The sequence below is a fragment of the Priestia sp. P1_B12_1 genome (assembly GCF_056406695.1).
Genome location: NZ_JBFTZR010000006.1, coordinates 118969 through 142183, shown reverse-complemented (window position 1 = coordinate 142183; position 23215 = coordinate 118969). Strand labels below are relative to the sequence as shown.

Below are 23215 nucleotides of genomic sequence, written 5' to 3'. Positions count from 1 at the left end.
TACTATTTCATACTCTGCTTTTTATTCACCACTTCTATCGTAGCAAACGGCAAGGTGCTGGTGCGGAAGCCACGTTAAAAAAGAAGAATCTTGAAGAGCCAATATTTTCGTTTAACCTCTGCTTCGTTGGCAACAATCGTACAAAGGCTGATTGCAATCACTCTTTTCCCCTCCTTTTGCTTAAATAGGCACAGCAAAGAGATGCTATTAGAGTAGATTCCTTTATTTTGCATACATTTTTTAGAAAACTATGGTAAAAATAAGATTTATCATATGGAGGTGAATAAATTGGCAAATATCCCAAAGGATACTGAGCCCTACTGGCGAGATCATTTAAAGTTTCCAACATACCCATCTCTTTCAGAAAATCGAAAAGTTGATGTTGTAGTAGTAGGAGGCGGTATTAGCGGTATTACAACAGCTTATTTATTACAAAAAGAAGGGCTGAACGTGGCGTTAATTGAAGCTGATAATATTTTAAATGGTACAACCGGTCACACAACAGCAAAGATTACAGCTCAGCATGACGTTATCTATGATGAGCTACTTTCACACATTGGCGAAGAAAAAACGCTGCTGTATTATAAAGCAAACGAACAAGCTCTGCAGTTTATGAAAAACTTAATTCAAACGGAAAACATTGACTGTGATTTTTCGGTACAAGATGCTTACTTATACGGAGAAACGCTGGAGTTTGATCATCGAGTTCGTAAAGAATTTCGAGCCTATCAGCGATTACATATTCCATGTGAATTTGCAACAGAGCTTCCTTTTAATTTTGATATTAGGGCAGCGGCTATTATGAAAGATCAAGCTCAGTTTCATCCGTTAAAATATCTGCTTCATTTAGTCAAAAAATTCACAGAAAGCGGCGGATTGATTTTTGAAAACACCGTAGCAACGGACGTAGAAGAAAGCACGTCGCCCACCGTTGTCACAAGAGACGGCCATCGAATTTCTTGCAAATATGTAGTGGCGTGTTCACACTTTCCATTTTATGATGGAGCGGGCTTTTACTATACGCGCATGTATGCCAAACGTTCGTATGTGTTAGCAGCAAAAGTTGAACAAGCTTACCCTGGAGGCATGTATTTAAGCGCTGATCAGCCTACTCATTCGCTGCGTTCAACAAAAGTTGACGGAGAAGAACTCATCTTAATTGGTGGAGAAGGCCACAAAGCTGGACAAGGAATTAATACTATGTTCCACTATGAGTCCCTTCAGAGGTTCGCTGAAGAAAATTTTACTGTTCAACATTTTCGTTATAAATGGTCTGCACAAGATTTATTTACGCTTGATAAAATTCCATATATCGGTCCCATTAAAGAAAGCAAGCCAAATATCTTTATTGCTACCGGATTTAAAAAATGGGGAATGACTCATAGCACCATTGCAGCACATATTATTCGAGATGCAATAACCGGAAAAGACAACCCATATGCAGAGTTGTATAATCCATCTCGTTTCTACGCGGACCCTAGCCTTAAGCATTTCTTTCGTCAAAATCTTGATGTGGCTGAACACTTTATTACCGGTAAGTTTTCAATGCCTGAAAAAGGACTGGATCAGCTCCAAAATGATGAAGGATCGGTCGTATATGTAAACAGCAAACGTACAGGGGCTTATAAAGATCCTCAAGGGAAGCTTCACTGCGTCGATACTACATGCACGCATTTAGGATGTGAAGTGAATTGGAACGCTGGTGACCGCACGTGGGACTGCCCTTGTCACGGTTCTCGTTTCTCTTACGACGGATCTGTGGTAGAAGGCCCTGCTAAAAAGCCGCTTACACCAGTGGATGTCAATTCAAGCGATAAAAAAAGCACGCCGTAGGGCATGCTTTTTTTATCATTATCAATGGATTCACATTTGAGTTTACTCTTTACATCCTTCTTTTCTAAAGTATCGATTATACACCAAAACCATTGCATAAATGACTAAAAAAGAAAATGTAAAGATAATTAACCTTCCAGATTCAGGGACATGATCAAGATAGTCTGTTTCAAAAAACATAACAAACATCAAAAATGGCAATAAAAATAAAAACCAAATAAAATCTCGATCCATAAACATTTTTATAAAAAATAAAATGGCCCCGATGTAGACAATCATCAAAAACATAATCATTCACCAAATTCTATTTAATACTAGAGGTGTTGTAATGATTATATCGGATTTCTCCGGCGAAATATAGAGTCATTGGTTTTAATTTTATAAATTCCTTACAACTTTCAAACTGTTATTTTAACATAATAAGGGAATTTACTGCTGTAAAGACTCTAAGTGAGCAAAGAACTGCGGGTAAGAGACGGATACCGCGTCGCGATTTTCAATAATTGTTTCCCCTTCTGCAATACAAGAGGCAACAGCGAGCATCATACCGATACGGTGATCTCCGTGGCTGTTTACATTTGCTCCGTGAAGTTTTGCACCTCCGTGAATAATCATTCCATCTTCCGTTGCTTCAATGTTAGCGCCCATTTTGGTTAACTCATTCACTACCGTATCAATACGGTTTGTTTCTTTGACTTTTAACTCTGCAGCATCTTTAATAACTGTAATCCCTTCTGCTTGCGTGGCAGCTAGTGCAATAATTGGGATTTCGTCAATTAAGCGTGGAATTAAGTCTCCGCCTACTTCTGTACCTTTTAAGTGAGAAGATTCTACAACTAAATCTGCATAGGGTTCTGCGGTTTCTTTTGTTTCTTTGACTGTCTCGATCGAAGCGCCCATATTTGAAAGCACATCTAAAATACCCGTTCGAGTCGGATTCATCCCCACTTTTTGAATTTCAATGCGGCTGTTTGCAATAATAGCTCCCGCTACTAAAAAGAATGCAGCTGACGAAATATCACCAGGCACTTCTACATGCGTTCCTCTTAACGTTTGACCGCCTTCAATTGAAACGGTTAAGCCTTCTTCTTCGACTTTAACACCAAATGCCTCTAGCATACGTTCTGTATGATCACGCGATTTCGCCGGTTCCGTTACAGAAGTTGTTCCTTCCGCCTGCAGTCCAGCAAGTAAAATAGCTGATTTTACTTGTGCGCTCGCAACGGGAGATGTATAGTGTATACCTTTTGCTTTCCCACCTCGTATAACAAGCGGTGTAAAATTAGCTTCTTTTCGGCCGTCTAAATGAATATTCATATCACGAAGCGGACCCGTCACACGCTTCATAGGGCGTTTGGCAATGGATTCGTCTCCAATCAATGTTGAATGAAAGGGTGTATTTGCTAAAATCCCCATCATGAGGCGAATCGTGGTGCCCGAATTTCCAACATCTAAAATATCAGATGGCTCTTTCAACGCTTGTATACCTTTTCCTTTTACCACGACGCTTTGTTCATCAATCATTTGAATATCTACACCTAGTTTTTGAAAGCAGGAAATGGTGCTAAGGCAATCGTCTCCTGGCAAAAATCCGTTAATCGTTGTTGTTCCTTCTGCAATCGAACCAAACATGACGGAACGGTGAGAAATGGATTTATCTCCTGGAATTTGAATCGTTCCTCGTAAAGCTTTTACTGTCACAATACGTCTCTCCTTTTATGCGTGAAGCGAATCACGAAATTCTTTCGCATCTGAAAAGTAATCAAATAATTCGTGACCGTCACCTTTTTCTACTAATAGTTTTACTTGTTCCATTTCTTTCATCCAGTCATCAAGCAATGTTAAAAGCATAGAACGGTTTTGTTTTAGTATATCTCTCCACATATGAGGGTTGCTTGAAGCAATTCTCGTAATATCTCGAAAACCGCCTGCTGCCATTTCCGTGACAAGATGATTCTGTGCTGAATATCCTTTTACTTGTCTTACAAGACTGGTCGCAATCACATGAGGTAAATGACTGACAACTCCAGTGATTTGGTCATGAGTAGCTGCATCAAGCGGTACAAATTGTGCACCTGTAGGCTCTAGCAAATGCATAAGCGCATCTATTTTTTCTTTTTGCTCATTTTCAAACGGCGTTAAAATATAGCGCGCCGAACAAAATAAATCCGCTCGTGCATTGACTGCACCGCTCGTATGAGAACCAGCCATCGGATGTCCGCCAATAAATGAAATACGTTTTTTATTCAGCGCTTCGGCTGATTTCATAATTTCACCTTTGGTACTTCCGACATCCGTTACGATAACCGTTTCTTTAAGCTTCCAAGTAGAAAGGTCGTGTATCCATGCTGTCGTGTACTCTACTGGAGTAGCAAGCACGATATAATCTGCTTGGGCTGCTTCTGTTTTTATATCTTCAGCTACATAATCAACGATACCTAGCTGGTTGGCTACTTGTACTTCATTTGTATTGATATCAGCTCCAACGACTGTGACGTGACGATGCTTCTTCATAGCTAGCGCTAATGATCCTCCAATAAGACCAACGCCAATAAGTAATACACGTGTTTTCACCTTTCATTCTCCTCTATTCATTAAAATTGCTTTGCGTATTCTTCATGTTTTTTTACGTTTTCTTGAATTAACTGAATTCGATCTGCTCCAAATTGATCGATAATAGCAGATGCTAGTTCCCAAGCAATCACTGATTCTGCTACAACCGCTGCCGCTGGTACTGCACAGCTGTCTGAGCGTTCAATACTTGCAGCAAATGGCTCTTTTGTATCAATATCTACACTTTGCAGCGGCTTGTATAAGGTAGGAATAGGTTTCATGACACCTCGCACAACAATCGGCATCCCTGTTGTCATGCCTCCTTCTAAACCTCCAGCATTGTTCGTTTTACGCGTATAGCCGTTTTGTTCATCCCATAGAATTTCATCATGGACTTCACTTCCCGGTCTGCGAGCTGCTTCAAAGCCTACGCCGATTTCAACGCCTTTAAACGCGTTAATGCTCATAATAGCAGCAGCTAGCTTTGAGTCTAACTTACGATCATAGTGCACGTAACTTCCCACTGCAGTAGGCATTCCTTCTACTACTACTTCCACTACGCCACCAATGCTGTCTCCATTTTCTTTTGCATCATCGATTGCTTTCATCATTTTCTGTCCCGCTTCTTCATCTAAGCAGCGAACAGGCGACGCTTCTGTTTTTTCCTGAAGTTCTGTCAGTGACTCATATGCCGTTTTTTCAGCTTTCACACCGCCGATTTCAAGTACGTGACATGCAATATTTACGCCTACAGCTTTTAGTACTTGTTTGGCAACTGCGCCTGTGGCTACTCGTACCGTCGTTTCACGAGCAGATGAACGTTCCAATACGTTTCGCATATCTCTGTGACCGTATTTAATCGCTCCATTTAAATCCGCATGACCTGGACGAGGTTTTGTAATTTGTCGCTTCACTTCTTCATCATGATCAACTGGATCAGCACCCATAATATTTCTCCAGTGAGTAAAATCTTTGTTTTCAACGACTAAAGCAATGGGTGAACCAAGCGTCTCACCGTGGCGAACCCCACCTTTAATCTGAACTTGATCTTTTTCAATCTGCATGCGGCGTCCGCGCCCATGTCCCTTTTGTCTTCTTGCTAAATCTTCATTAATATGTTCGGCTGTTAATTCAAGCCCTGCCGGTACTCCTTCAATAATCGCTGTTAATTGAGGTCCGTGCGATTCTCCTGCTGTTAAATATCTCATATTATCGATTCCTTTCTGTTATAAAAAATAAAAAACTCGCCCCTACGTCATAGGGACGAGTTTTTCTCGCGATACCACCCTAGTTGCAAACATTGCTTGCCACCTCGAATTGTTAACGATCCGCTGACCGCTCTATAAAAGAGTACTCAAAGAGTGTAATTCGCTCACATTTGTGTACTGACTTCCACCAACCGTCAGCTCTCTGAGACAGGGAAATGTTTGCTACTAGTTTCTTATCACTGTATCACTATGAAATTAAGATAATTTTACTGCTGCACCTTTTAATTCTTCCATGAATTTGTGGAATTCAGGAATGTTCATTTGCTGTGCTGAATCTGATAGTGCTACTGCTGGGTCTGGATGAACTTCTGCCATTACAGCATCTGCGCCGATAGCAATCGCTGCTTTTGCACATGGTAATAGTAAGTCTTTGCGTCCTGTTGAATGCGTTACGTCTACTACAACTGGTAAATGCGTTTCTTTTTTCAAGATTGGAACAGCTGAGATATCTAATGTGTTGCGTGTTGCACGCTCGTATGTGCGGATACCGCGTTCACAAAGAATAATGTTTCCATTTCCACGAGACATAATGTATTCAGCAGCGTTAATGAATTCTTCAATTGTTGCTGCCAATCCACGTTTTAAAAGAATTGGTTTGTCTACAGAACCTGCTGCTTTTAATAGCTCAAAGTTTTGCATGTTACGTGCACCAATTTGAATCACATCTACGTAGTCTAGAGCCGTTTCAATATCTTGAGGAGAAACAATTTCACTAATAATTGATAGGCCTAGCTCATCTCCTACTTGACGTAAGATTTTTAATCCTTCCACTCCAAGTCCTTGGAAATCGTAAGGTGATGTACGTGGTTTGAACGCTCCGCCGCGCATTAATGTAATGCCTTGTTCTTTAAGCGCTAAGCCCACTTCTTTTACTTGTTCGTAGCTTTCTACTGCACATGGTCCCATTACAAATTCTAAGTTTCCAGGTCCTACTTTAGTACCGTTGATGTCAACAATTGTATCTTCGGATTTCTTTTTACGAGATACAAGAAGTGCTTTGCGGTGGTCGTCTTCTTGAAGCTCTAAGCTAGCTTTGAAAATTTCTTTGAAAATATGCTGAATTGTTGAAGCTTCGAATGGACCATTATGTTTAGCTAAGATTTGATCTAACGATTTACGTTCACGAACTGGATCAAAGCGATTCACACCTTGTGTACCTTTTACTTTTCCAATTTCTTGTGCGATTTCACCGCGTTTGTTTAATAATTCTAAAATTTCTAAATTTATTTCGTCGATTTGTCCTCGTAATTGTTCTAATGATTTTGTCATTTTAAAAATCCTCCTTTGATTTTATAACCTCGAACGGACTTTCTCGTTTAGTTTGTATTGAAAAATCCGTTTTACACCTACACAGCCGCTTATGCGGATATACAAAAAGTCCCTACTGATTGTATCAGTAGGGACGAATTGATCGCGGTACCACCCTAATTGCAAGCATTGCTTGCCTCTTCATTAAGATAACGGCTATTGCCGCTTTTGACTATCGCCAAAAGAAAGCTCCAAGAATGTAATTCGCAATCTCTTTTGTACTGATTCGCACCAACCATCAGCTCTCTGAATACAGGGAAGATTTTGCTACTATGCTCTTTTCATCGCTTGTAATGGATATAAAATTATAACGGACCGAAATACAAAAAGTCCCTACTCACCCTTAAGATTTTTCTTAAGAGTCAGTAGGGACGAAAATTCGCGGTACCACCCTAGTTGCAAGCATTTTGCTTGCCTCTTCATTAAAATAACGGCTAGGCCGTCTTTTCCTGCTCGGAAAAGATGCTCAAGGAATGTACTTCGAAAAAATTTGTGTTCTGACTCGCAGCAACCGTCAGCTCTCTGTTACAGGGAAATTTTTTCTACTAGTGCTCCTATCAACGCTCAGTATTGACTATGTATGTGTACTTGGATAATCAGTTCCGATCGTTTGAAACTGTTTGTCGCTTCCAAGTTGTGTGTAATGTTGTGTGATGTTGATTTGTATTATGAATGGTTTTTTTATCTTCGTCAACACTTTTTATTAATTTTTTTTATTTTTTTAAAACCACAGCTCTTTCAAACCCTTCTCTATCAAGAGTTTTGCTACTCTATTTTTTTTCAAACTTGTATTCCATTTCAGATTCACATTCAATAAATCCATGTTTTTGATACAAGCTTTTTCCAGCGGAAGAAGCATTTAACCATATTCGATTTACGCCACTTTTTTGGCAGTACTGCATCAAATGCTTTAAAATAGCTGAAGAATAGCCGTGCTTTCGGTGATCAAAAGCTGTATACATGTTCATAACATATGCTTCTTTTCCTTGGAGGTTACTCGGTGAAGGCGGACGTATAAAAAAGACGATGCTTCCTGCTGATACAATTTCTCCATCCGCTTTTAAAATGGCCGTATAGCTATTTGGATTATTTATATTTGCAGTAAAATATTCTTCTGTAGCTTTTTGAAACAGCTCCTCGTTCCCGTTTAATTCTCCCAGTTCTTTCATGAGCAACATTCGCAGTTTAACCAAATCCTGAACGTTTTCTAGCGCTGCTTTTTCAACCATGACTTCCCCCCTTTTCGTCTCTTTTACACAAAAAAACTCTCATTATTTGAGAGCTTCATTTAAGCAAGAAAAACAGCTCCATATACGAGTGCTCCGACAATAACGAACGCTGGATGCACGCGCAATTTTTCTAATAAAAGAAAGCTTGCTGCTACTAAAAATAAAGTTTGCCATATACCTGAATCACCATATGAATTCATAAAAAATTCATACGCCATCAAGCCCAGTAAAATGGCGATAACGGGACGAATGTAGTTCGTCATTTTCTTAACATTTGGCGAATCTTTATACTTAAATAATATTCGAAGTAAAATAACTAAAAGTAAAACCGATGGAGCAATCGTTGCAAAAAGAGCAATCACAGAACCTAAAATCCCTGCCTGCTGATATCCGATAAACCCCGCCATTTTTGTTGCAATCGGACCAGGAAGCGCATTTCCAATTGCCAGCATTTCACTAAACTCTTTGACCGTAAGCCAATGATAGTGATCCACGACTTCTTTTTGAATAAGCGGAATCGACGCCGGTCCGCCTCCATAGCCTAAAATATTTGAAACAAAAAACGCCATAAATAGCTGAATATAAATCATACCGATTCCCTCTCTTGCTTGTGTTCAGCACTTTCGCTTTTTTTTCCTTTTCGTTTTAGCGGAATCCAAGCTGCTGCCATAAGAACAATAATAATGACCGCTGGATGGATATGGGCAAATTCCATTAATCCTAAGCTAATAATCAGTAAGATAATAGCTGGCGTCCACCCTAAACCAGACGTTGATTTTTTAAAAAAGTCCCACGTCATAACCGCGAGCATAACTCCCACTACAGGAACAACTGCTTTGGTCATGCCCATAACCCACGGCTGATCTTTAAATTGCGTTAAAGTTGTTAACAGCAATACCATTAAAAAAACGGTTGGAATAACGGCTGCAAATAAAGCTGTCCCGAGACCCAAAATACCGCCGACTCGATAGCCGATGTATCCAGCCAGTTTTGTAGCAATAGGCCCAGGAAGCGTATTGGCGATTGCTAATAAATCGCCAAATTCATCGTCATCCATCCACTTGTACGTATCGACTACTTCTTTTTTCACGAGTGGAATAGCTGAAGGCCCGCCTCCGTAGCCGAGCATACCTGAGCGAAAAAACGCTATAAAAATATCCAATTGTCGCATTTCTCGCGCTCCTTTCTCTGTGATCTAATAAGCAACAACCGCTCCGTCTGTTCGCGCTTCTGTGCCGCCGTATAATACACCGGTTTGTTCATCTCTTAAAATAATCTGCCCTCTTCCAAACGTATGTCTGCTCGTAGCCACATGAATATCATGCCCTTTGCGTTCTAATGCTTCTACAATATGTGAAGGCATTTCTTTTTCCACAAGAACTTTTTTATGTTCAATCCACTGCCATCTTGGTGCATCTAAAGCTGCCTGAGGATTTAGATGGAAATCGATCATATTCATGACGACTTGCACATGTCCTTGAGGCTGCATAAATTTGCCCATTACACCGAATGAACCTACAGCGCTTTTATTCTTTGTTAAAAATCCAGGAATAATGGTATGGTAGGTCCGTTTTCCAGGCTCTAATCGGTTATGGTGCTGTGGGTCTAACGAAAAATTATGCCCGCGGTTTTGCAGGCATATGCCCGTATTAGGTACGACAAGTCCTGAGCCAAAATCCATGTAATTACTTTGAATGAATGATACCATGTTTCCTTCTCCATCAGCTGTCGCTAAATAGATCGTGCCGCTATGAGACGGCTGTCCCGCTTCGGGAATAAGCGCTTTTTCACCAATCAGCCCTCTGCGCTTGTTTGCATAAGAATCATTCAACAAATCTTCAACTGCTACTGTCATTTTATCAGCATCTGTAATGAATTTTTGTCCATCTGCAAACGCTAGCTTCATGGCTTCAATTTGCTTGTGGTATGTATCGACAGAATCTTTGGCATCGAAAGAAAAGCCTTTTAGCGTATTTAAAGCTAAAAGTGCAATAAGGCCTTGGCCGTTAGGCGGAATTTCCCACACATCATATCCTCGGTAAGAAGTTGAAATCGGCTTCACCCACTCTGCTTTAAAAGCTGCTAAATCTTCTTTTGCTAAAAATCCGCCGTGTTTTTTCGAAAAAGCTGCTATTTTATCAGCTAAATCCCCTCTATAAAAAGATTCTCCATTCGTTTCGGCAATTTCAAGCAGGGTAGCAGCATGGTCTGGCGATCGCCACATTTCCCCTACTTTAGGAGCTGATCCATTGTTGGTAAATGTCTCAAACCAGTGCTTATATTCGTCACCTTTTAACGCGTGTGTAAATCGTTCAAACGCTCGTTCCCAATTGTACCCTAAAATCGGGGAGATTGGGAACCCTTCTTGTGCATATGAAATAGCAGGCTGCAGCACTTCTTTTAACGATAGCCGCCCAAAGCGTTTTGACAGCTCCGCCCACGCACTCGGGGCACCTGGGACCGTAACAGGAACAAAACCGCGAGCGGGCATCTCTTTTATCCCCATGGCACGCAGAGCCTCAATAGAGATAGAAGCAGGAGCAGGACCGCTTGCGTTGAGTCCGTATAGCTCTTCATTGATCCACACAAGAGCAAATGCGTCTCCACCAATTCCATTTGAAGTAGGCTCTACAACCGTTAAACAAGCCGCGGAGGCAATAGCAGCATCTACCGCATTGCCTCCTTTTTTCAACATTTCAAGACCCGCTTGAGCGGCAAGAGGCTGACTGGTTGCTACCATTCCATTTTTTCCAAACGTACACGTACGCTGCGATGCATAGGGGTGTGTAAAAAAGTATTCGCTCATAGAAAATCTCCTCTTTTCTTTATATGATGAATAAAACGAATCTTTACAGACTAGACAACGCTACCTCTTCCTCGTAAACTTCTAATGCTGCTTGCAAAGCAGAACCTGCATTCACGGTTGCACCGTTTCGAATAAGCACTGCTTCAAGACCAGCCAATGTAAATAGAACGTTGTCTTTTCGACAGCTGTATCCCATTGTACCGATACGCCATATTTTTCCGTGCATCGGCCCAAAAGAACTTGCAATTTCAATCCCAAATTGTTCAAGGAGTGTAGAACGAACTGCCTCTCCGTCAATACCTTGGGGAATTAAAACACAAGTAACGGTTGGAACTTTTGAATCCTCATCTCCGAATAAAGATAATCCCATTGCTTTAATACCGGCTACAAGTGCTTTTTCATGGAGGCGATGCCTTGCAAATCTTTCCTCTAATCCTTCTTCTAAAATAACGCGCAGCCCTTCTCTTAAAGCATAGAGCATGGACGTTGCTTCCGTGTGATGATTTAATCTGCGCTCACTCCAATAGTCTTGAAGCTGACTCAAATCAAAATAGTTGCTGATAATATTCGGACGCAGACGAACAGTTTGAGCATCTGCTTTTGTGGCAATTCCTTTTTCAACTTTTTTGCGTTCCATGATAATTTTTTCAATACGATCATTGTACGTAATAGGTGCCATGCCGGACGGAACAGATAAACACTTTTGTGTGCCTGCAATCAATGCGTCAATGTTCCACTCATCTACTTTTACATCCGTACCCCCAATAGTGGCTACTGCGTCGACGATAAATAAAACATCTTGGTTGCGGCATGCAGCACCAATTTCTTTAAGCCGCTGCATTCTTCCTGTAGACGTTTCACCATGAACCATTGCAACAATTTTCGGATTTACTTTTTTTATTTCACGGATAACTGTTTCAGGGTCAAATACTTCTCCCCATTCGCATTCAATATTGTGTACATCAGCTCCGTAGCGCTCGGCAATTTCCGTTAATAAATAGCCGAAGCGGCCGAAAATCGGAACGAACACTTTATCGCCAGGCTCAATTACACTTGCAAGAACTGCTTCAATCCCAGCTCTAGACGTTCCATCAACGGGAAAAGCCCATTTGTTTTTGGTTTGAAATAGTTCACGAAGCATTTCCATCGTTTCGTTCATAATGTGCGTAAATGCGGGGTCAAACTGACCTAAAATAGGTGTTCCTAATGCTCTTAATACGCGGGGATCTGCTTCTACGGGTCCGGGGGTCATAATCGTACGCGGCGGTGTATGAAGCTGTTTTGTTATAGTCATGTCAAATTCCTCCTAGTAGGCAAGTTTATATAATAGTTCTATTAAGACCTTTACTCCTTTTTCTAACTGTTCTCCTTTGGTGAATTCCTTTGGGGAATGGCTGATTCCATCTTGGCTCGGTACGAATAACAAACATGTTGGAACTCTTCGTCCGAATACCTGCGAGTCGTGTCCTGCACCGCTTACTAATTCTCGGGAGGAGATATTCTTTTCCGAGGAAATAATTTTGGAAAGTTCAGATAATTTTTCGCTCATGGCGACAGGTTTTTCATCCATCCAGCAGTCGATATTCACTTCTAAATCCCCTGCTGTTCGCTTTATAATTTCCTTCATTTCTCGTTCTGTCTCTTGTAAAGCCTCATATTCATGATGTCTTATATCGACCGTGAATTCTACATATCCTGGTATTACATTCGGTGCATTTGGAGAAAGTGTAATTTTGCCAACCGTTACGTATAAAGCGTTATGATATTTTTCGCTCAATTCAATAAATGCTTTAGCAAGTTTGCAGCTCACATAAAATGCATCTTTTCTGATGTTCATCGGGGTTGTGCCCGCATGGTTACTTTCACCTTCAACAGATACTGTAAATCGTTTCTGCCCGACGATACTAGAAACAATTCCGATATCGCAATGAGACATTTCAAGCTGCTTTCCTTGTTCGATATGCAGTTCAATAAAAGAAGCGATGTCCGTGCGGTACGGCTCGCTGTGGAGGCCTTTTCCGAAATTGAGCTGTTTCATTGCGTCATCCAGCTTAACCCCTTCTTTATTTATAACATGTTTTGCATCACTTTTGCTGTGTAATCCATTCATATTACCTGATCCCCAATACGTAAGAGGAAATCTACTGCCTTCTTCTTCACAAAGTGATACGACCTCTAAGGTTTTTGTAGGGGATCCGTAATGCGCATATAGGTACTGCAGAGCAATGATACCTGCCACAACACCAAACGCCCCGTCATACTTTCCTCCGTTTATCACGGTGTCGATATGGGATCCTGTTAAAATAACTTGTTGTTCTGAACTCGTTCCTTGCAACCGTCCAAATAAATTTCCTACATCATCGTAATACGTTTTGAGGTGAAGTCCCTTCATTTTTTCTTCCAATGCCTTTTGAGCTGCATTCCACTGTTCCGTATATAAAAGCCTTGTGACCCCTTCTTTTTCATCTAACCCAAACTGTGACAGCCAGCTAACGTTTTCTTCGATTTGCTGACAAAGCTTAGATTTTCCTGTCATATCTGCAACCATTGCTATCCCTCCTGCTATCTTCATTTTAAGAAAATGACTGATTGTTTTCATTAACACTTCCTACAATGATTTAGTGTTTTTTTGGCTATTATCACTAAATATATAAAGTCTTATATACGTCACTTTTTCTAACATTATATGTTATTTATTTTATCTTACAGGATTAAATACACTTCTTCATTAACAATTTATACATTTTTTTCTGAAAATTTTATTTATTTTAACTAAACTTTCTTATAAAATAAAAGATAGATAAAGATACGCGCAGGGAAATGTGAGAATTTTTAACAAAAGGAGTAATGAATAATGGAACTACAAACTCTTTTACGCATTCCAATTTATGAGAAAGCATCTGTAGTAGCTGGGCAAAAAGGAGTCACCCGCAAAGTACATAACGTCAATATGATGGACGCACCCGATATTTTATCTTTTTTAAAAGAAGGAGAATTTTTAATTACAACGGGTTATCACTTCAAAGAACATGAAGAAAGCTTAGCAAAACTTGTAGAAGGAATGGCTAAAAAGAAATGTGCAGGATTGGCCATCAAAACGAAGCGCTTTTTCGAACACGTGCCTGCTTCTATTTGTCAGCTAGCTGATGAACTTCACTTTCCGATCATTGATTTCCAAACGGACGAAACGTTAGGCGCGGTTATTAATGAATCTCTCAGCTTTATTTTAGATAAAAAAACAGCCGAGCTTCAGCAAGCGATGGTCACACATCAGCTATTTTCCTCATACATCTTACAAGGAAAAGGCATTGAGAAAATTATGCAATCCATTCAAACGTTATGCAATGCTCATGTTGCCCTTTTTGATACCCATGGCCATGAACTCTTTTATACAAACAAACGCGAACCTTTTTCACTCCCGATGGAAGAAGCGGTAGCGGGCGCTAAGCAGCTGTTTTTACGAACGTCAAAATATACAACCTTTTCCTTTTTACACACCAAAAAAACCGTTACGCTTTTTCCGATTGCGACACATACAAGAAAGTACAGTTATTTACTTATTGAACATCAAGTTTCTTTATCCGATTCAGCGCTCCTAACGATTGAACAAGCGACAAACGTTTTATCCTTCGAAATGATGAGGCAGCAGGCTTTGTATGAAGCTGAACGGCGACGAAAAAACGATTTTTTCAATCAGCTTGTTAACAATTATTATAAAACGCTTGAAGATGCTTCCTTTCAAGCGCAGATGATGGGCTTATCAGCAGCAAACAGCTATATTTGCGCCGTCGGGAAAATCCACTCTACATTCACGCCTTACAGCGATGATGATATGATCTATGAGCTCCTTCACTATGAGTTATCAGCAGGTCATCCAGAGGCCATTTTGTTTTTCTATGACAATCTTTATATTCTTTTGTTTACACCTCATTCTCAACCTATGATTATAGAATGCTTGCATCGCTTGCAGGAAGCTGTTTACCGTCACTACGATAAGCGAATGTCATTTGGAGTTGGAAACCAAAGCCAATCCCTACTTACAATCGCTGACTCATATAAAGAAGCTGTTGAAGCTCTTGAAACCATCCATTTTAAAGATCAGTCGAAGCTTATTCAATTTTATCAGCCAAAACAGTTTAAAGAACTGCTGAGGTTGCTTCCAGCAAACGATTTACAGGATTACTATTCTCAAACATTAGAAGGTTTGCTGCAGTACGATAAGAAAGATCGCTCCATCTTACTTGACACGCTGGAAACATATCTAAATTCCAATTGCCAAATCTCAGAGACCGCTAAGCAGTTATTCGTTCACCGGAACACGGTGATCTATCGAATTGAAAAATGCCAAGAATTATTAAAAAGACCTATTCACACGTCAGAGGAAACTCTTCGACTGCGCGTGGCTTTTCAAATTTTTTCTCTTGTGCATGCTAATTAAGTATAAATACAATAAAAAACGCCTGAGTGGATACTCAGGCGTTTTTTATTGTATTTCATATTATTTATTTCGCTTTTAACTTAGACTGTACTGATTGTAATTTCCCCGCCATCGTATGATTTTCTTTATCACGGCGATCATCAATTCGTAAATTTGTACATACGCGCTGAATGCCATTTTCAAAAGGTACTTCATGCATCTCTTGAACAATTTTTAGCAGCGTGCTTAATTCCCCTTCAATCAATGTATTCATAGGGGTTAATTGGTATGTAATTTCATTTTCATGCTTGGCCAACACTTTTTGAATATCAGCTACGTACTGACTCACGCTTGGCGTTTCCGTACCTACCGGAATAATGGTTACATCTACAATAGCCATGTTATACACTCCTTTTATTTGTTCCCTAGTTATCATACCAAATCGCGCAAAAATTTCCTACTTTTACGTTTATGGTGCATAGAAAAAAGGAATAGTTCTACAACTACTCCTTTTTGTTACACTCTTATAGGTAACGCTTTGCTCCTAAGTAACGTTTTGACCAGTAAGAGTTGCTTAGTGATGTGATTGTCACGCCTGTTGAAGAACCTGCATGCATGAATTGACCGTTTCCGATATAAATTCCAGCATGGCTAGCTCCTGGTTGGTACGTTTCAAAGAAAACGATATCGCCAGGCTGAGGTGAGCTTACACGCGTACCAGTTTGATAGATGCTAGCAACTGTACGAGGAAGACTTACACCTACTGCATTGCGATATACATAGTTAAGGTAACCACTGCAATCAAAGCCTCCAGGCGCAGCTCCACCCCAAACATAAGGTGTTCCCATAAAACGTTTACCGTATGAAATAACTTTTGAAGCTGAGCTTGAGCTTGTGCTGCTTCCTGTTGATGTTGAAGGTTTTGAGCTGCTAGAGCTGCTTGAATTTAATTTATTCAGCGTATCTGGACCCGCTTCTCCGTCTACTAATAAACCATTTGCACGTTGAAATGATTTTACTGCACTTGTTGTAATTGAGCCAAAGTAGCCTGTTACACCAGCTGAGAAGTAACCTTTATTTTTTAGTTTTTGCTGAAGGCTGCTTACTGCTGAACCTTTCATACCTTGACGTAAAATAGTTGAGCTGCTAGAGCTAGAACCACCAGTTGAAGCGCTAGAACCGCCATTTTTTAATTTACTCAACGTAGCTGGACCCGCAATTCCGTCCACAGACAGTCCGTTTGCACGTTGAAATGCCATTACTGCATTTTTTGTAATTGAACCGAAGTATTGAGTCGTAGTTCCTTTAAAATAGCCTTTATTCTTTAGCTGCTGCTGTAAAGATTGTACATTTGGTCCAGTTGAACCAACGCGCAGCAATGAACTTGAGCTAATTGATGAACTTGATGAGCTTCCGCTTCCTAGCAGTTTATTAAATGTAGATGGACCTGCAATACCATCTGCAGACAAACCATTTGCACGCTGAAACGACTTTACTGCGCTAGTCGTGATTGAACCGTAATAGTTTGTTGTTGTACCGTATGTAAAATAACCTTTGTTTTTTAATTTTTGCTGTAATTCTTTCACATCTGAATTACTTGTTCCTGGGTGCAGCGTAGCATCTCCTAAAGCAGCTTCACTAATTGTAGGTACTACTGTTAAAGATCCACATAACGCTAACGAATATATCAACTTTTTCATAAAAAAAGGTTCCTCCAATGCCATAATCTACTAATCTATAAGACGTTTACATTGTAACAACACATTATTACAAAATAACATCACTAATATTACATTTATGTTACAGGAAACGACAGTAGCGCAGGTGTATGGTGTATATTGTCGTAGTTTATTGTCGTTTAACACTTAATAAGTTCGACAAAAAAGCTAATATATTCCAATATTATTCCTTTTCCTACACTAATAATAGGTAAAAAATCACCCGTAACATTATCTTTATATTTCAAAAAAAACAATTTATTTTTTTTTGAAATGTGAAACTTTTTTAAAATTTATTCGTTTAGCGGATTTGTTCCCCTCTTTAGTAAAACAGCTTTTCTTCTAAAAATTTATATTATTTCCATATTAATGAATAAAAAAGCGAGGGCTGAAAAAAATAGTCTTGTTATGTTTGAAACAAGGAGGATTATTTTATGAGCCATAAAGGCATTCATGGTACAAATGTTAGCGGATCAGGTGACTCGGAAGACAAACGCTATGCAGCCGGAGAAAACGAGCAGACGCTTACAACGCGTCAAGGTCACCCCATTCGTGATAACCAAAATTCTCGAACGGTAGGCAACAGAGGACCTGCTACTCTTGAAAATTACCAGCTGATTGAAAAACTTTCGCATTTTGATCGTGAACGTATACCAGAACGTGTTGTTCATGCCCGAGGAACCGGAGCTCACGGATATTTTGAAACGTACGGAAAACTTGGGGATGAGCCCGTTGAAAAATACACCCGCGCAAAAGTTTTTTCAGGAGCAGGCAAACAGACGCCCGTTTTTGTCAGATTTTCTACCGTAACTCATGGAAAGGACTCTCCAGAAACAATGCGAGACCCAAGGGGATTTGCTGTAAAGTTCTACACAGAAGACGGAAACTGGGACTTAGTAGGAAATAACCTTAAAATATTTTTTATCCGCGATGCTATTAAATTCCCTGATTTGATTCATGCTTTTAAGCCCGATCCTGTGACAAACCGTCAAGATACCGAGCGTATTTTTGATTTTATTTCTCACACCCCTGAGGCTATGCATATGATTACTTTTTTATTTTCACCTTGGGGAATACCTGCTAACTATCGGCAAATGCAAGGTTCCGGTGTTAATACATATAAGTGGGTAAACAAAGATGGCGATGCGTTTCTTGTGAAATACCATTGGGAACCAAAACAAGGAATTAAAAATTTGACCCAAAAGCAAGCAGAAGAAATTCAAGCTAAAAATATCAGTCACGCCACTCAAGACTTGTATGAAGCGATTGAGAGCGGTAACTACCCCGAGTGGGAACTTTGTATACAAATCATGGAAGATGGAGAGCATCCTGAACTGGATTTTGATCCGCTTGATGACACGAAAATTTGGCCGGAAGACCAATTTCCATTTCTACCAGTAGGTAAAATGGTCCTAGATAAAAATCCAAGCAACGTATTTGCCGAAACGGAGCAAGTCGCATTTGGTACGGGTGTACTTGTAGACGGGCTGGATTTTTCTGATGATAAAATGCTGCAAGGAAGAACGTTTTCCTATTCCGACACGCAGCGTCACAGGGTGGGAACAAACTACTTGCAGCTGCCTATTAACGCGCCGAAAAAACATGTAGCAACAAATCAACGCGACGGTCAAATGGCCTATCATGTAGATGCTGCTCCAGGTCAGAACCCGCACGTGAATTACGAACCTTCTTCTCTTGGAGGTCTTCAAGAAGCGCATGACCATCCAAAACCTCATCAGCCTTATGTTGAAGGAAATGTAAAAAAAGAAAAAATTGATCGCACAAATGACTTTAAGCAAGCTGGTGAACGCTATCGTTTACTAGAGGACTGGGAACGTGATGAGCTTATTCAAAATTTAGTAGACGGCTTAAAATGTTGTCATCATACCGTTCAAACAAAGATGATTGAGCTTTTAACTCAATGTGATTTTGACTATGGCAATCGAGTAGCAAATGGCATTGGTCTTCTAATGCATGATGATGGTTCCCTAGAAATTGAAATGGGAGCAGAAATGACTCCTACATACGGCAAATTGCCAAAAGAAGGCGGTTCACCGTTAGGGAGCAACAAAGCTGCTGATGCGGTAGAAGAAGCTAATGAAAAAGGACACGATGCTCATCCTTATTAACAAAAAACATCCTGCAGCGACAGCAGGATGTTTTTTGGGTTAAACGCTTATGACCAAGTAACGGCAAACACATGGTAGTCATTTTTTAACTGTGGCGCATCAATGGGTGTCCCGTGCTGATATCCTTGTTTCACTCTTTTAGGATGTAAGGGTTGAACCCATTCTTTCACTTGCTGTTTTGTACCATTTGCTAAAATATATACACAATCAGAAAATGCCCCGTCATTGTTTGGACTATCAACTTTTAGTACTTCCACTAACACATCTTGGACACACGTTTTTCTCTGAATACACATAAGCGTATGGTAGATAATATCAGCGGACACACCGTTATTTAAACGAAAGCCCACCTTTTTTTGTTCAAAAAAAGACGAGAATGAGACGATTGGTAATGTCTTTTTTTGTTCATACGCTTGAGATAAAATCTTGACAAGAACTTCTCCACTCAAGATGATCCCTCTTTCTAAAAAACGCTTCATCACAACATATGTGAGCATTTATTATGCTCATAGGATAATATATTATCATAGTTTAATTCTGTGGTGTTAGTCTTTTTTGGGGTTTTTACACTGGGAATTATACCCGCCTATTTCTTGCGTTTCCCTGACGTTCTCGCTACTAGCAACACAATTATTAATAAAATAAATACCCCTGCCCCTGCAAACATATCATATAAGAAATCAAGCATCATACTCCTCCTCTTCCTTCAAAAAAACGCTGTTAAAACCAAGCGTTTTAACAGCGTTTTTTCGTTAGATAAAGCCTAGCATATTAATAAATACAATGATAATTAAAACAGGTGCAATGTATCGAATAGCAAGAAGCCATAAAGAGAACCAGCGCTTCACATTCGTTGAACCGTGCTTAAATTCTTCAATTAGTACATCTTTTTTCATTTTCCAAGGAACAAAGATGGCAATTAAAAGAGCACCTAGTGGCATAAGGATATTACTTACAAGAAAATCGAAAGAGTCAAAGATGCTTTTTCCAAAGATCGATACGTCACTTAATAAACCATACGATAGTGCTGAAGGTATTCCTACCACGAAGATTAGCAAGCCCGAAATCCAAGATAGCTTTATACGCTTATGCTGCTCTCCTTTGGCTAAAGAAGCAACAATAATTTCTAACATCGAAAACGCAGATGTCAAAGTGGCAAATAAAAACAGCGCCAAAAAGAAAGTTTGAAACACAATTCCGAACGGAAGCTGTTCAAAAATAGAAGGCAATACAATGAATAAAAGACCTGGTCCTTCCGTCGGTTTTACACCCATTGAGAAGACCGCAGGGAAAATTGCCAGTCCTGCTAGTAAAGAAATCAAAATATTTAACGCCGAAATTGAAATAGCCGATTTTGGCAAGTTTTGCTGCTTAGATAGATACGAACTGTACGTAACCATAACTGAAACGCCTACGCTAAGGGAAAAGAATGCTTGTCCCATCGCAAACAAAATGGTTTGGGATGTAAGCTTTGAAAAATCCGGATACAAAAAGAAAGATACGCCTTCCATTGCCCCGTCTAATGTTAAAGAACGAATAATGATAATAATAAATAAAATAAAGAGAGCAGGCATTAAAATTTTGTTTGCTTTTTCAATACCATTTTGAATGCCTCTTGCTACTACAACAATTGTTAAAAGAAGAAAAACAAGTTGAGAGATAACAGCACTTGTTGGATTAGCAATGGTCGAGTTAAATAAACTCCCGTAGTCACTTACTCCATTCAGCTGACCCGTGACGCTTGCAAAAATATATTGCAAAATCCAGCCTCCTACTACACTATAGAAGGATAATAAAATAAAGCATGTGATCACACCTAAATACCCGATTCCTTTCCATAGGGAACCGGGAGCAACTGCATCATATGCACGAATTGCTTCTTTTTGTGTATGTCTACCTAGTACAAATTCAGCGAGTAAAAGCGGCAAACCAATAATTGCTGTAAACAGGATAAACAGTAAAAAGAAGGCCCCTCCTCCGCTTGTTCCGGCTACATAAGGCAGTTTCCAAATGGCTCCGATTCCAATTGCGGAACCGGCAGATGCCAAGATAAAGCCGAGTTTTGATGTCCATTGTTCGTTTTGACTCATTTTTTCTCACCATTTTTCTTTATTTATTCTGATTTGTCATACTATATCATACAACCCTTCTGTCGAAAAGGGTTTTTGTTGTTTTAACCCTCATCATGTGTTATGAATAGTATGTAGGTTTCATGAATTATTTTCGTAACTAAAAAAAGTTTGACAGTTAGAGGTACAAAAAATGACAAATCAGCAAGTAATACAGCAACAATTTTTAGATAAGTTCCTTGACTTTATCTTAGTAAAATGTCCAAACTGCGAACTATGTGCGCGAGTTGTAAAACTGGATAAAAAATTGAGCGGGTCAACGCACTCATGCACGTGTCCTCACTGCGGTTATCTAGACGTAACCAACGCTGATAGCCAAGGGCCTTTAGAACTTTCTGAAGCAGTAGATCCTTTTTTTCAGCTTCCGCTTTACTTAGAAACGATATGCCCTGAACGTCGGCTTTGGGCTTATAACTTAGATCACCTTCAGTATATTGAATCTTATATTGAAGTTAAAACATGCGGGGCTTGTTTCGACGAGCTGTCGGTTGAACATTCATTGCCAGATTGGGTAATTCATAAGCAAGAAGAAGCATTAAGTGAAATTCAACGTTTAAAAGATACCGTTTTTTGCACATTCAAATGAAGATAGAAAAGAAACGTTGCCAAAGAGGCAACGTTTCTTTTCTTACGAAGAACTTTCTTCGGTAAGTTTTCTTCGATAGTCTCCGGCCTTATCGAACTCTTTTGCGGTGCCGACGAAAAAGTAGGTTACCGTATGATTTTTGTTACCTTGAGTCGTTCCATGAATCATTTTACCCTGCTTCAATTGCTTTCGCTCTCCATTTTTATTTACATAGAAATATTTATTTCTTGCCCAGCCGCCGCCGCTTAAAAGCGTTTTGGTTTTCCCGACTCCCTGGTCATTTACTTTAAATACAGTGTAGTCTCCTTCTGTCTTGCTGGGATTTCCGTTATCTTTATCATATTCGACCATAACCCATCCTTTGTACCCTTCTGGTATAAGGAAAATGCTCGGTTGAGACGTTTCATCTGGGCGTCCACATCCAGCTGCGATTATAATCATTAAGCACAAAATGAGCCACCTTTTCACTTTTCCCAACTCCTTTCTTAATAAAAGACGTGCCTCTATACTGCTTTTAGTTTTTGTTGAAGGTAAGATTATATTCTTTTTGCATCCCTCAATTTTTTCCAGTTCATCCAGTCAAATATGATATATTTACGTATTGTTTGTCACACACTATTAGCAGGCGTTTACAATTTACATGGGAGGATAACAAAAATGAGCTATGTTTTTTTATTTATTTTGCTCTTTGTCATTCCGCTTTACACACAGCAAAAAATTGTTCGTGCCGACCGTGAAAATACACGTACATTATTACTAAGTGAACACGAGCAATCTGGACATAAAAAAAGCGATTCCCCGTAAAACAGGAATCGCCTTCTTTTAATATGTTAAGCTTCCGGCCACAATAAGGCCGACGGCAACCGACGCTGCAAAAAGAGTTACTCCAACCGCTATATTTCCTTCTTCTACTTTTTTGGCTAGGCTCGTTTTGGGCGTCATGATAAATTCAATAATCCAATATGCCACTACTTGAGTAATGATACCTACTACTCCCCAAAGAGTTGCATCTACCAAATTTAAGCTGTTGCTCCATACAGTAAAAATGACAATAGCAAGCCCGATTCCTTTTCCCCATAACTTCAAAGCGACCGCCACATTGCCTTTTTTTATGAGTTCACGGTCATTAAATTTTGTTGTTAATTCAAATACCATAACTCCGATAAATAATAGCCCTAACCCTACCGCTACGTGAGATAAAAAACTTCCTATACTAGCCCAATCAATCCATTGTGTCAT

At 39.8% G+C, this 23215-nt stretch carries 21 protein-coding genes, 1 pseudogene and 3 other annotated features; of the genes and pseudogenes, 5 read left to right on the top strand and 17 right to left on the bottom strand.

Features of this window, described 5'->3' with window-relative positions; genetic code table 11:
• The first annotated feature begins 288 nt into the window (after positions 1-288).
• Positions 289-1833, top strand: coding sequence for an FAD-dependent oxidoreductase (locus AC1D0Y_RS19875; protein WP_081085270.1), 1545 nt, complete (start codon positions 289-291; stop codon positions 1831-1833).
• A 42-nt stretch (positions 1834-1875) separates the two neighbouring features.
• Here the strand turns inward: AC1D0Y_RS19875 and AC1D0Y_RS19870 are convergent, their stop codons facing one another.
• The 11 genes from AC1D0Y_RS19870 to allC form a co-directional block, all read right to left on the bottom strand.
• Positions 1876-2121: a hypothetical protein gene (locus AC1D0Y_RS19870; protein WP_013057694.1), complete on the bottom strand. Its 246-nt coding sequence runs from the start codon at positions 2119-2121 to the stop codon at positions 1876-1878.
• A 141-nt stretch (positions 2122-2262) separates the two neighbouring features.
• Entirely contained in the window at positions 2263-3534 is a 1272-nt protein-coding gene (gene aroA, locus AC1D0Y_RS19865) for a 3-phosphoshikimate 1-carboxyvinyltransferase (RefSeq protein ID WP_060746307.1), read from the bottom strand.
• A gap of 15 nt (positions 3535-3549) precedes the next feature.
• Entirely contained in the window at positions 3550-4407 is an 858-nt protein-coding gene (locus AC1D0Y_RS19860) for a prephenate dehydrogenase (protein WP_028409144.1), read from the bottom strand.
• 20 nt (positions 4408-4427) lie between these two features.
• Positions 4428-5594, bottom strand: coding sequence for a chorismate synthase (gene aroC, locus AC1D0Y_RS19855; RefSeq protein ID WP_013057697.1), 1167 nt, complete (start codon positions 5592-5594; stop codon positions 4428-4430).
• A 48-nt stretch (positions 5595-5642) separates the two neighbouring features.
• Positions 5643-5843: a binding site (T-box leader), on the bottom strand.
• Between the two features lie 6 nt (positions 5844-5849).
• Positions 5850-6923, bottom strand: a complete 1074-nt coding sequence (locus tag AC1D0Y_RS19850; protein ID WP_060746308.1) for a bifunctional 3-deoxy-7-phosphoheptulonate synthase/chorismate mutase — start codon at positions 6921-6923, stop codon at positions 5850-5852.
• A gap of 126 nt (positions 6924-7049) precedes the next feature.
• Positions 7050-7256 (bottom strand) — a binding site (T-box leader).
• Positions 7257-7326: 70 nt separating this feature from the next.
• Positions 7327-7532: a binding site (T-box leader), on the bottom strand.
• A 200-nt stretch (positions 7533-7732) separates the two neighbouring features.
• On the bottom strand, positions 7733-8191 hold the full coding sequence (locus AC1D0Y_RS19845; protein ID WP_013057699.1) for a GNAT family N-acetyltransferase: 459 nt from the start codon (positions 8189-8191) through the stop codon (positions 7733-7735).
• A gap of 59 nt (positions 8192-8250) precedes the next feature.
• Positions 8251-8781, bottom strand: a complete 531-nt coding sequence (locus AC1D0Y_RS19840; RefSeq protein ID WP_028409146.1) for a chromate transporter — start codon at positions 8779-8781, stop codon at positions 8251-8253.
• Positions 8778-9362 (bottom strand): chromate transporter, encoded by a 585-nt coding sequence (locus tag AC1D0Y_RS19835; protein ID WP_060746309.1) that lies wholly within the window; start codon positions 9360-9362, stop codon positions 8778-8780. Before AC1D0Y_RS19835 ends, AC1D0Y_RS19840 begins: the two co-directional genes overlap by 4 nt.
• A 24-nt stretch (positions 9363-9386) precedes the next feature.
• Positions 9387-10997: a gamma-glutamyltransferase gene (ggt, locus tag AC1D0Y_RS19830; protein ID WP_060746310.1), complete on the bottom strand. Its 1611-nt coding sequence runs from the start codon at positions 10995-10997 to the stop codon at positions 9387-9389.
• Between the two features lie 43 nt (positions 10998-11040).
• The gene (locus tag AC1D0Y_RS19825) at positions 11041-12291 is read right to left on the bottom strand and encodes a pyridoxal-phosphate-dependent aminotransferase family protein (protein WP_060746311.1); all 1251 of its coding nucleotides are present in this window, start codon (positions 12289-12291) and stop codon (positions 11041-11043) included.
• A 12-nt stretch (positions 12292-12303) separates the two neighbouring features.
• A complete protein-coding gene (gene allC, locus AC1D0Y_RS19820) occupies positions 12304-13545 on the bottom strand; it encodes an allantoate deiminase (protein WP_225049525.1) in 1242 nt (413 codons plus the stop codon).
• A gap of 306 nt (positions 13546-13851) precedes the next feature.
• Here allC and AC1D0Y_RS19815 point away from each other — a divergent pair, with 306 nt between their 5' ends.
• Entirely contained in the window at positions 13852-15435 is a 1584-nt protein-coding gene (locus AC1D0Y_RS19815; protein WP_060746313.1) for a PucR family transcriptional regulator, read from the top strand.
• A gap of 64 nt (positions 15436-15499) precedes the next feature.
• Here the strand turns inward: AC1D0Y_RS19815 and AC1D0Y_RS19810 are convergent, their stop codons facing one another.
• Positions 15500-15814, bottom strand: a complete 315-nt coding sequence (locus AC1D0Y_RS19810) for an MTH1187 family thiamine-binding protein (RefSeq protein ID WP_028409152.1) — start codon at positions 15812-15814, stop codon at positions 15500-15502.
• A 124-nt stretch (positions 15815-15938) separates the two neighbouring features.
• Positions 15939-17114: a C40 family peptidase gene (locus AC1D0Y_RS19805; RefSeq protein ID WP_028409153.1), complete on the bottom strand. Its 1176-nt coding sequence runs from the start codon at positions 17112-17114 to the stop codon at positions 15939-15941.
• A gap of 452 nt (positions 17115-17566) precedes the next feature.
• Between AC1D0Y_RS19805 and AC1D0Y_RS19800 the strand changes: the two are divergent.
• Positions 17567-19091 (top strand): annotated as a pseudogene (locus AC1D0Y_RS19800) (catalase); the annotation flags it as partial.
• A 217-nt stretch (positions 19092-19308) separates the two neighbouring features.
• Here AC1D0Y_RS19800 and AC1D0Y_RS19795 read toward each other — a convergent pair.
• On the bottom strand, positions 19309-19710 hold the full coding sequence (locus AC1D0Y_RS19795; RefSeq protein ID WP_235593592.1) for a hypothetical protein: 402 nt from the start codon (positions 19708-19710) through the stop codon (positions 19309-19311).
• A gap of 303 nt (positions 19711-20013) precedes the next feature.
• A complete protein-coding gene (locus tag AC1D0Y_RS19790; RefSeq protein ID WP_028409155.1) occupies positions 20014-21351 on the bottom strand; it encodes a sodium-dependent transporter in 1338 nt (445 codons plus the stop codon).
• A gap of 172 nt (positions 21352-21523) precedes the next feature.
• On the opposite strand from AC1D0Y_RS19790, the gene AC1D0Y_RS19785 reads away from it, so the two are divergent.
• On the top strand, positions 21524-21976 hold the full coding sequence (locus tag AC1D0Y_RS19785; RefSeq protein WP_013083800.1) for a hypothetical protein: 453 nt from the start codon (positions 21524-21526) through the stop codon (positions 21974-21976).
• A 42-nt stretch (positions 21977-22018) separates the two neighbouring features.
• On the opposite strand, the gene AC1D0Y_RS19780 is transcribed toward AC1D0Y_RS19785, so the two are convergent.
• Complete coding sequence (locus AC1D0Y_RS19780; RefSeq protein ID WP_014459441.1) at positions 22019-22444, bottom strand: DUF6843 domain-containing protein; 426 nt, start codon at positions 22442-22444, stop codon at positions 22019-22021.
• Positions 22445-22633: 189 nt separating this feature from the next.
• On the opposite strand from AC1D0Y_RS19780, the gene AC1D0Y_RS19775 reads away from it, so the two are divergent.
• Positions 22634-22780, top strand: coding sequence for a hypothetical protein (locus AC1D0Y_RS19775; protein ID WP_016764718.1), 147 nt, complete (start codon positions 22634-22636; stop codon positions 22778-22780).
• Positions 22781-22798: 18 nt separating this feature from the next.
• Here AC1D0Y_RS19775 and AC1D0Y_RS19770 read toward each other — a convergent pair whose 3' ends face one another.
• Positions 22799-23215, bottom strand: a complete 417-nt coding sequence (locus AC1D0Y_RS19770; RefSeq protein WP_013083802.1) for a DUF350 domain-containing protein — start codon at positions 23213-23215, stop codon at positions 22799-22801.

Bases quoted from the DNA above. Each gene is read 5' to 3' on its own strand.
- AC1D0Y_RS19870 (WP_013057694.1), bottom strand. From the start codon at position 2,121: ATGTTTTTGATGATTGTCTACATCGGGGCCATTTTATTTTTTATAAAA.
- allC (WP_225049525.1), bottom strand. From the start codon at position 13,545: ATGGTTGCAGATATGACAGGAAAATCTAAGCTTTGTCAGCAAATCGAA.
- AC1D0Y_RS19835 (WP_060746309.1), bottom strand. From the start codon at position 9,362: ATGCGACAATTGGATATTTTTATAGCGTTTTTTCGCTCAGGTATGCTC.
- AC1D0Y_RS19845 (WP_013057699.1), bottom strand. From the start codon at position 8,191: ATGGTTGAAAAAGCAGCGCTAGAAAACGTTCAGGATTTGGTTAAACTG.
- ggt (WP_060746310.1), bottom strand. From the start codon at position 10,997: ATGAGCGAATACTTTTTTACACACCCCTATGCATCGCAGCGTACGTGT.
- AC1D0Y_RS19840 (WP_028409146.1), bottom strand. From the start codon at position 8,781: ATGATTTATATTCAGCTATTTATGGCGTTTTTTGTTTCAAATATTTTA.
- AC1D0Y_RS19850 (WP_060746308.1), bottom strand. From the start codon at position 6,923: ATGACAAAATCATTAGAACAATTACGAGGACAAATCGACGAAATAAAT.
- AC1D0Y_RS19785 (WP_013083800.1), top strand. From the start codon at position 21,524: ATGACAAATCAGCAAGTAATACAGCAACAATTTTTAGATAAGTTCCTT.
- AC1D0Y_RS19770 (WP_013083802.1), bottom strand. From the start codon at position 23,215: ATGACACAATGGATTGATTGGGCTAGTATAGGAAGTTTTTTATCTCAC.
- AC1D0Y_RS19810 (WP_028409152.1), bottom strand. From the start codon at position 15,814: ATGGCTATTGTAGATGTAACCATTATTCCGGTAGGTACGGAAACGCCA.
- aroC (WP_013057697.1), bottom strand. From the start codon at position 5,594: ATGAGATATTTAACAGCAGGAGAATCGCACGGACCTCAATTAACAGCG.
- AC1D0Y_RS19790 (WP_028409155.1), bottom strand. From the start codon at position 21,351: ATGAGTCAAAACGAACAATGGACATCAAAACTCGGCTTTATCTTGGCA.
- AC1D0Y_RS19775 (WP_016764718.1), top strand. From the start codon at position 22,634: ATGAGCTATGTTTTTTTATTTATTTTGCTCTTTGTCATTCCGCTTTAC.
- AC1D0Y_RS19825 (WP_060746311.1), bottom strand. From the start codon at position 12,291: ATGACTATAACAAAACAGCTTCATACACCGCCGCGTACGATTATGACC.
- AC1D0Y_RS19815 (WP_060746313.1), top strand. From the start codon at position 13,852: ATGGAACTACAAACTCTTTTACGCATTCCAATTTATGAGAAAGCATCT.
- AC1D0Y_RS19805 (WP_028409153.1), bottom strand. From the start codon at position 17,114: ATGAAAAAGTTGATATATTCGTTAGCGTTATGTGGATCTTTAACAGTA.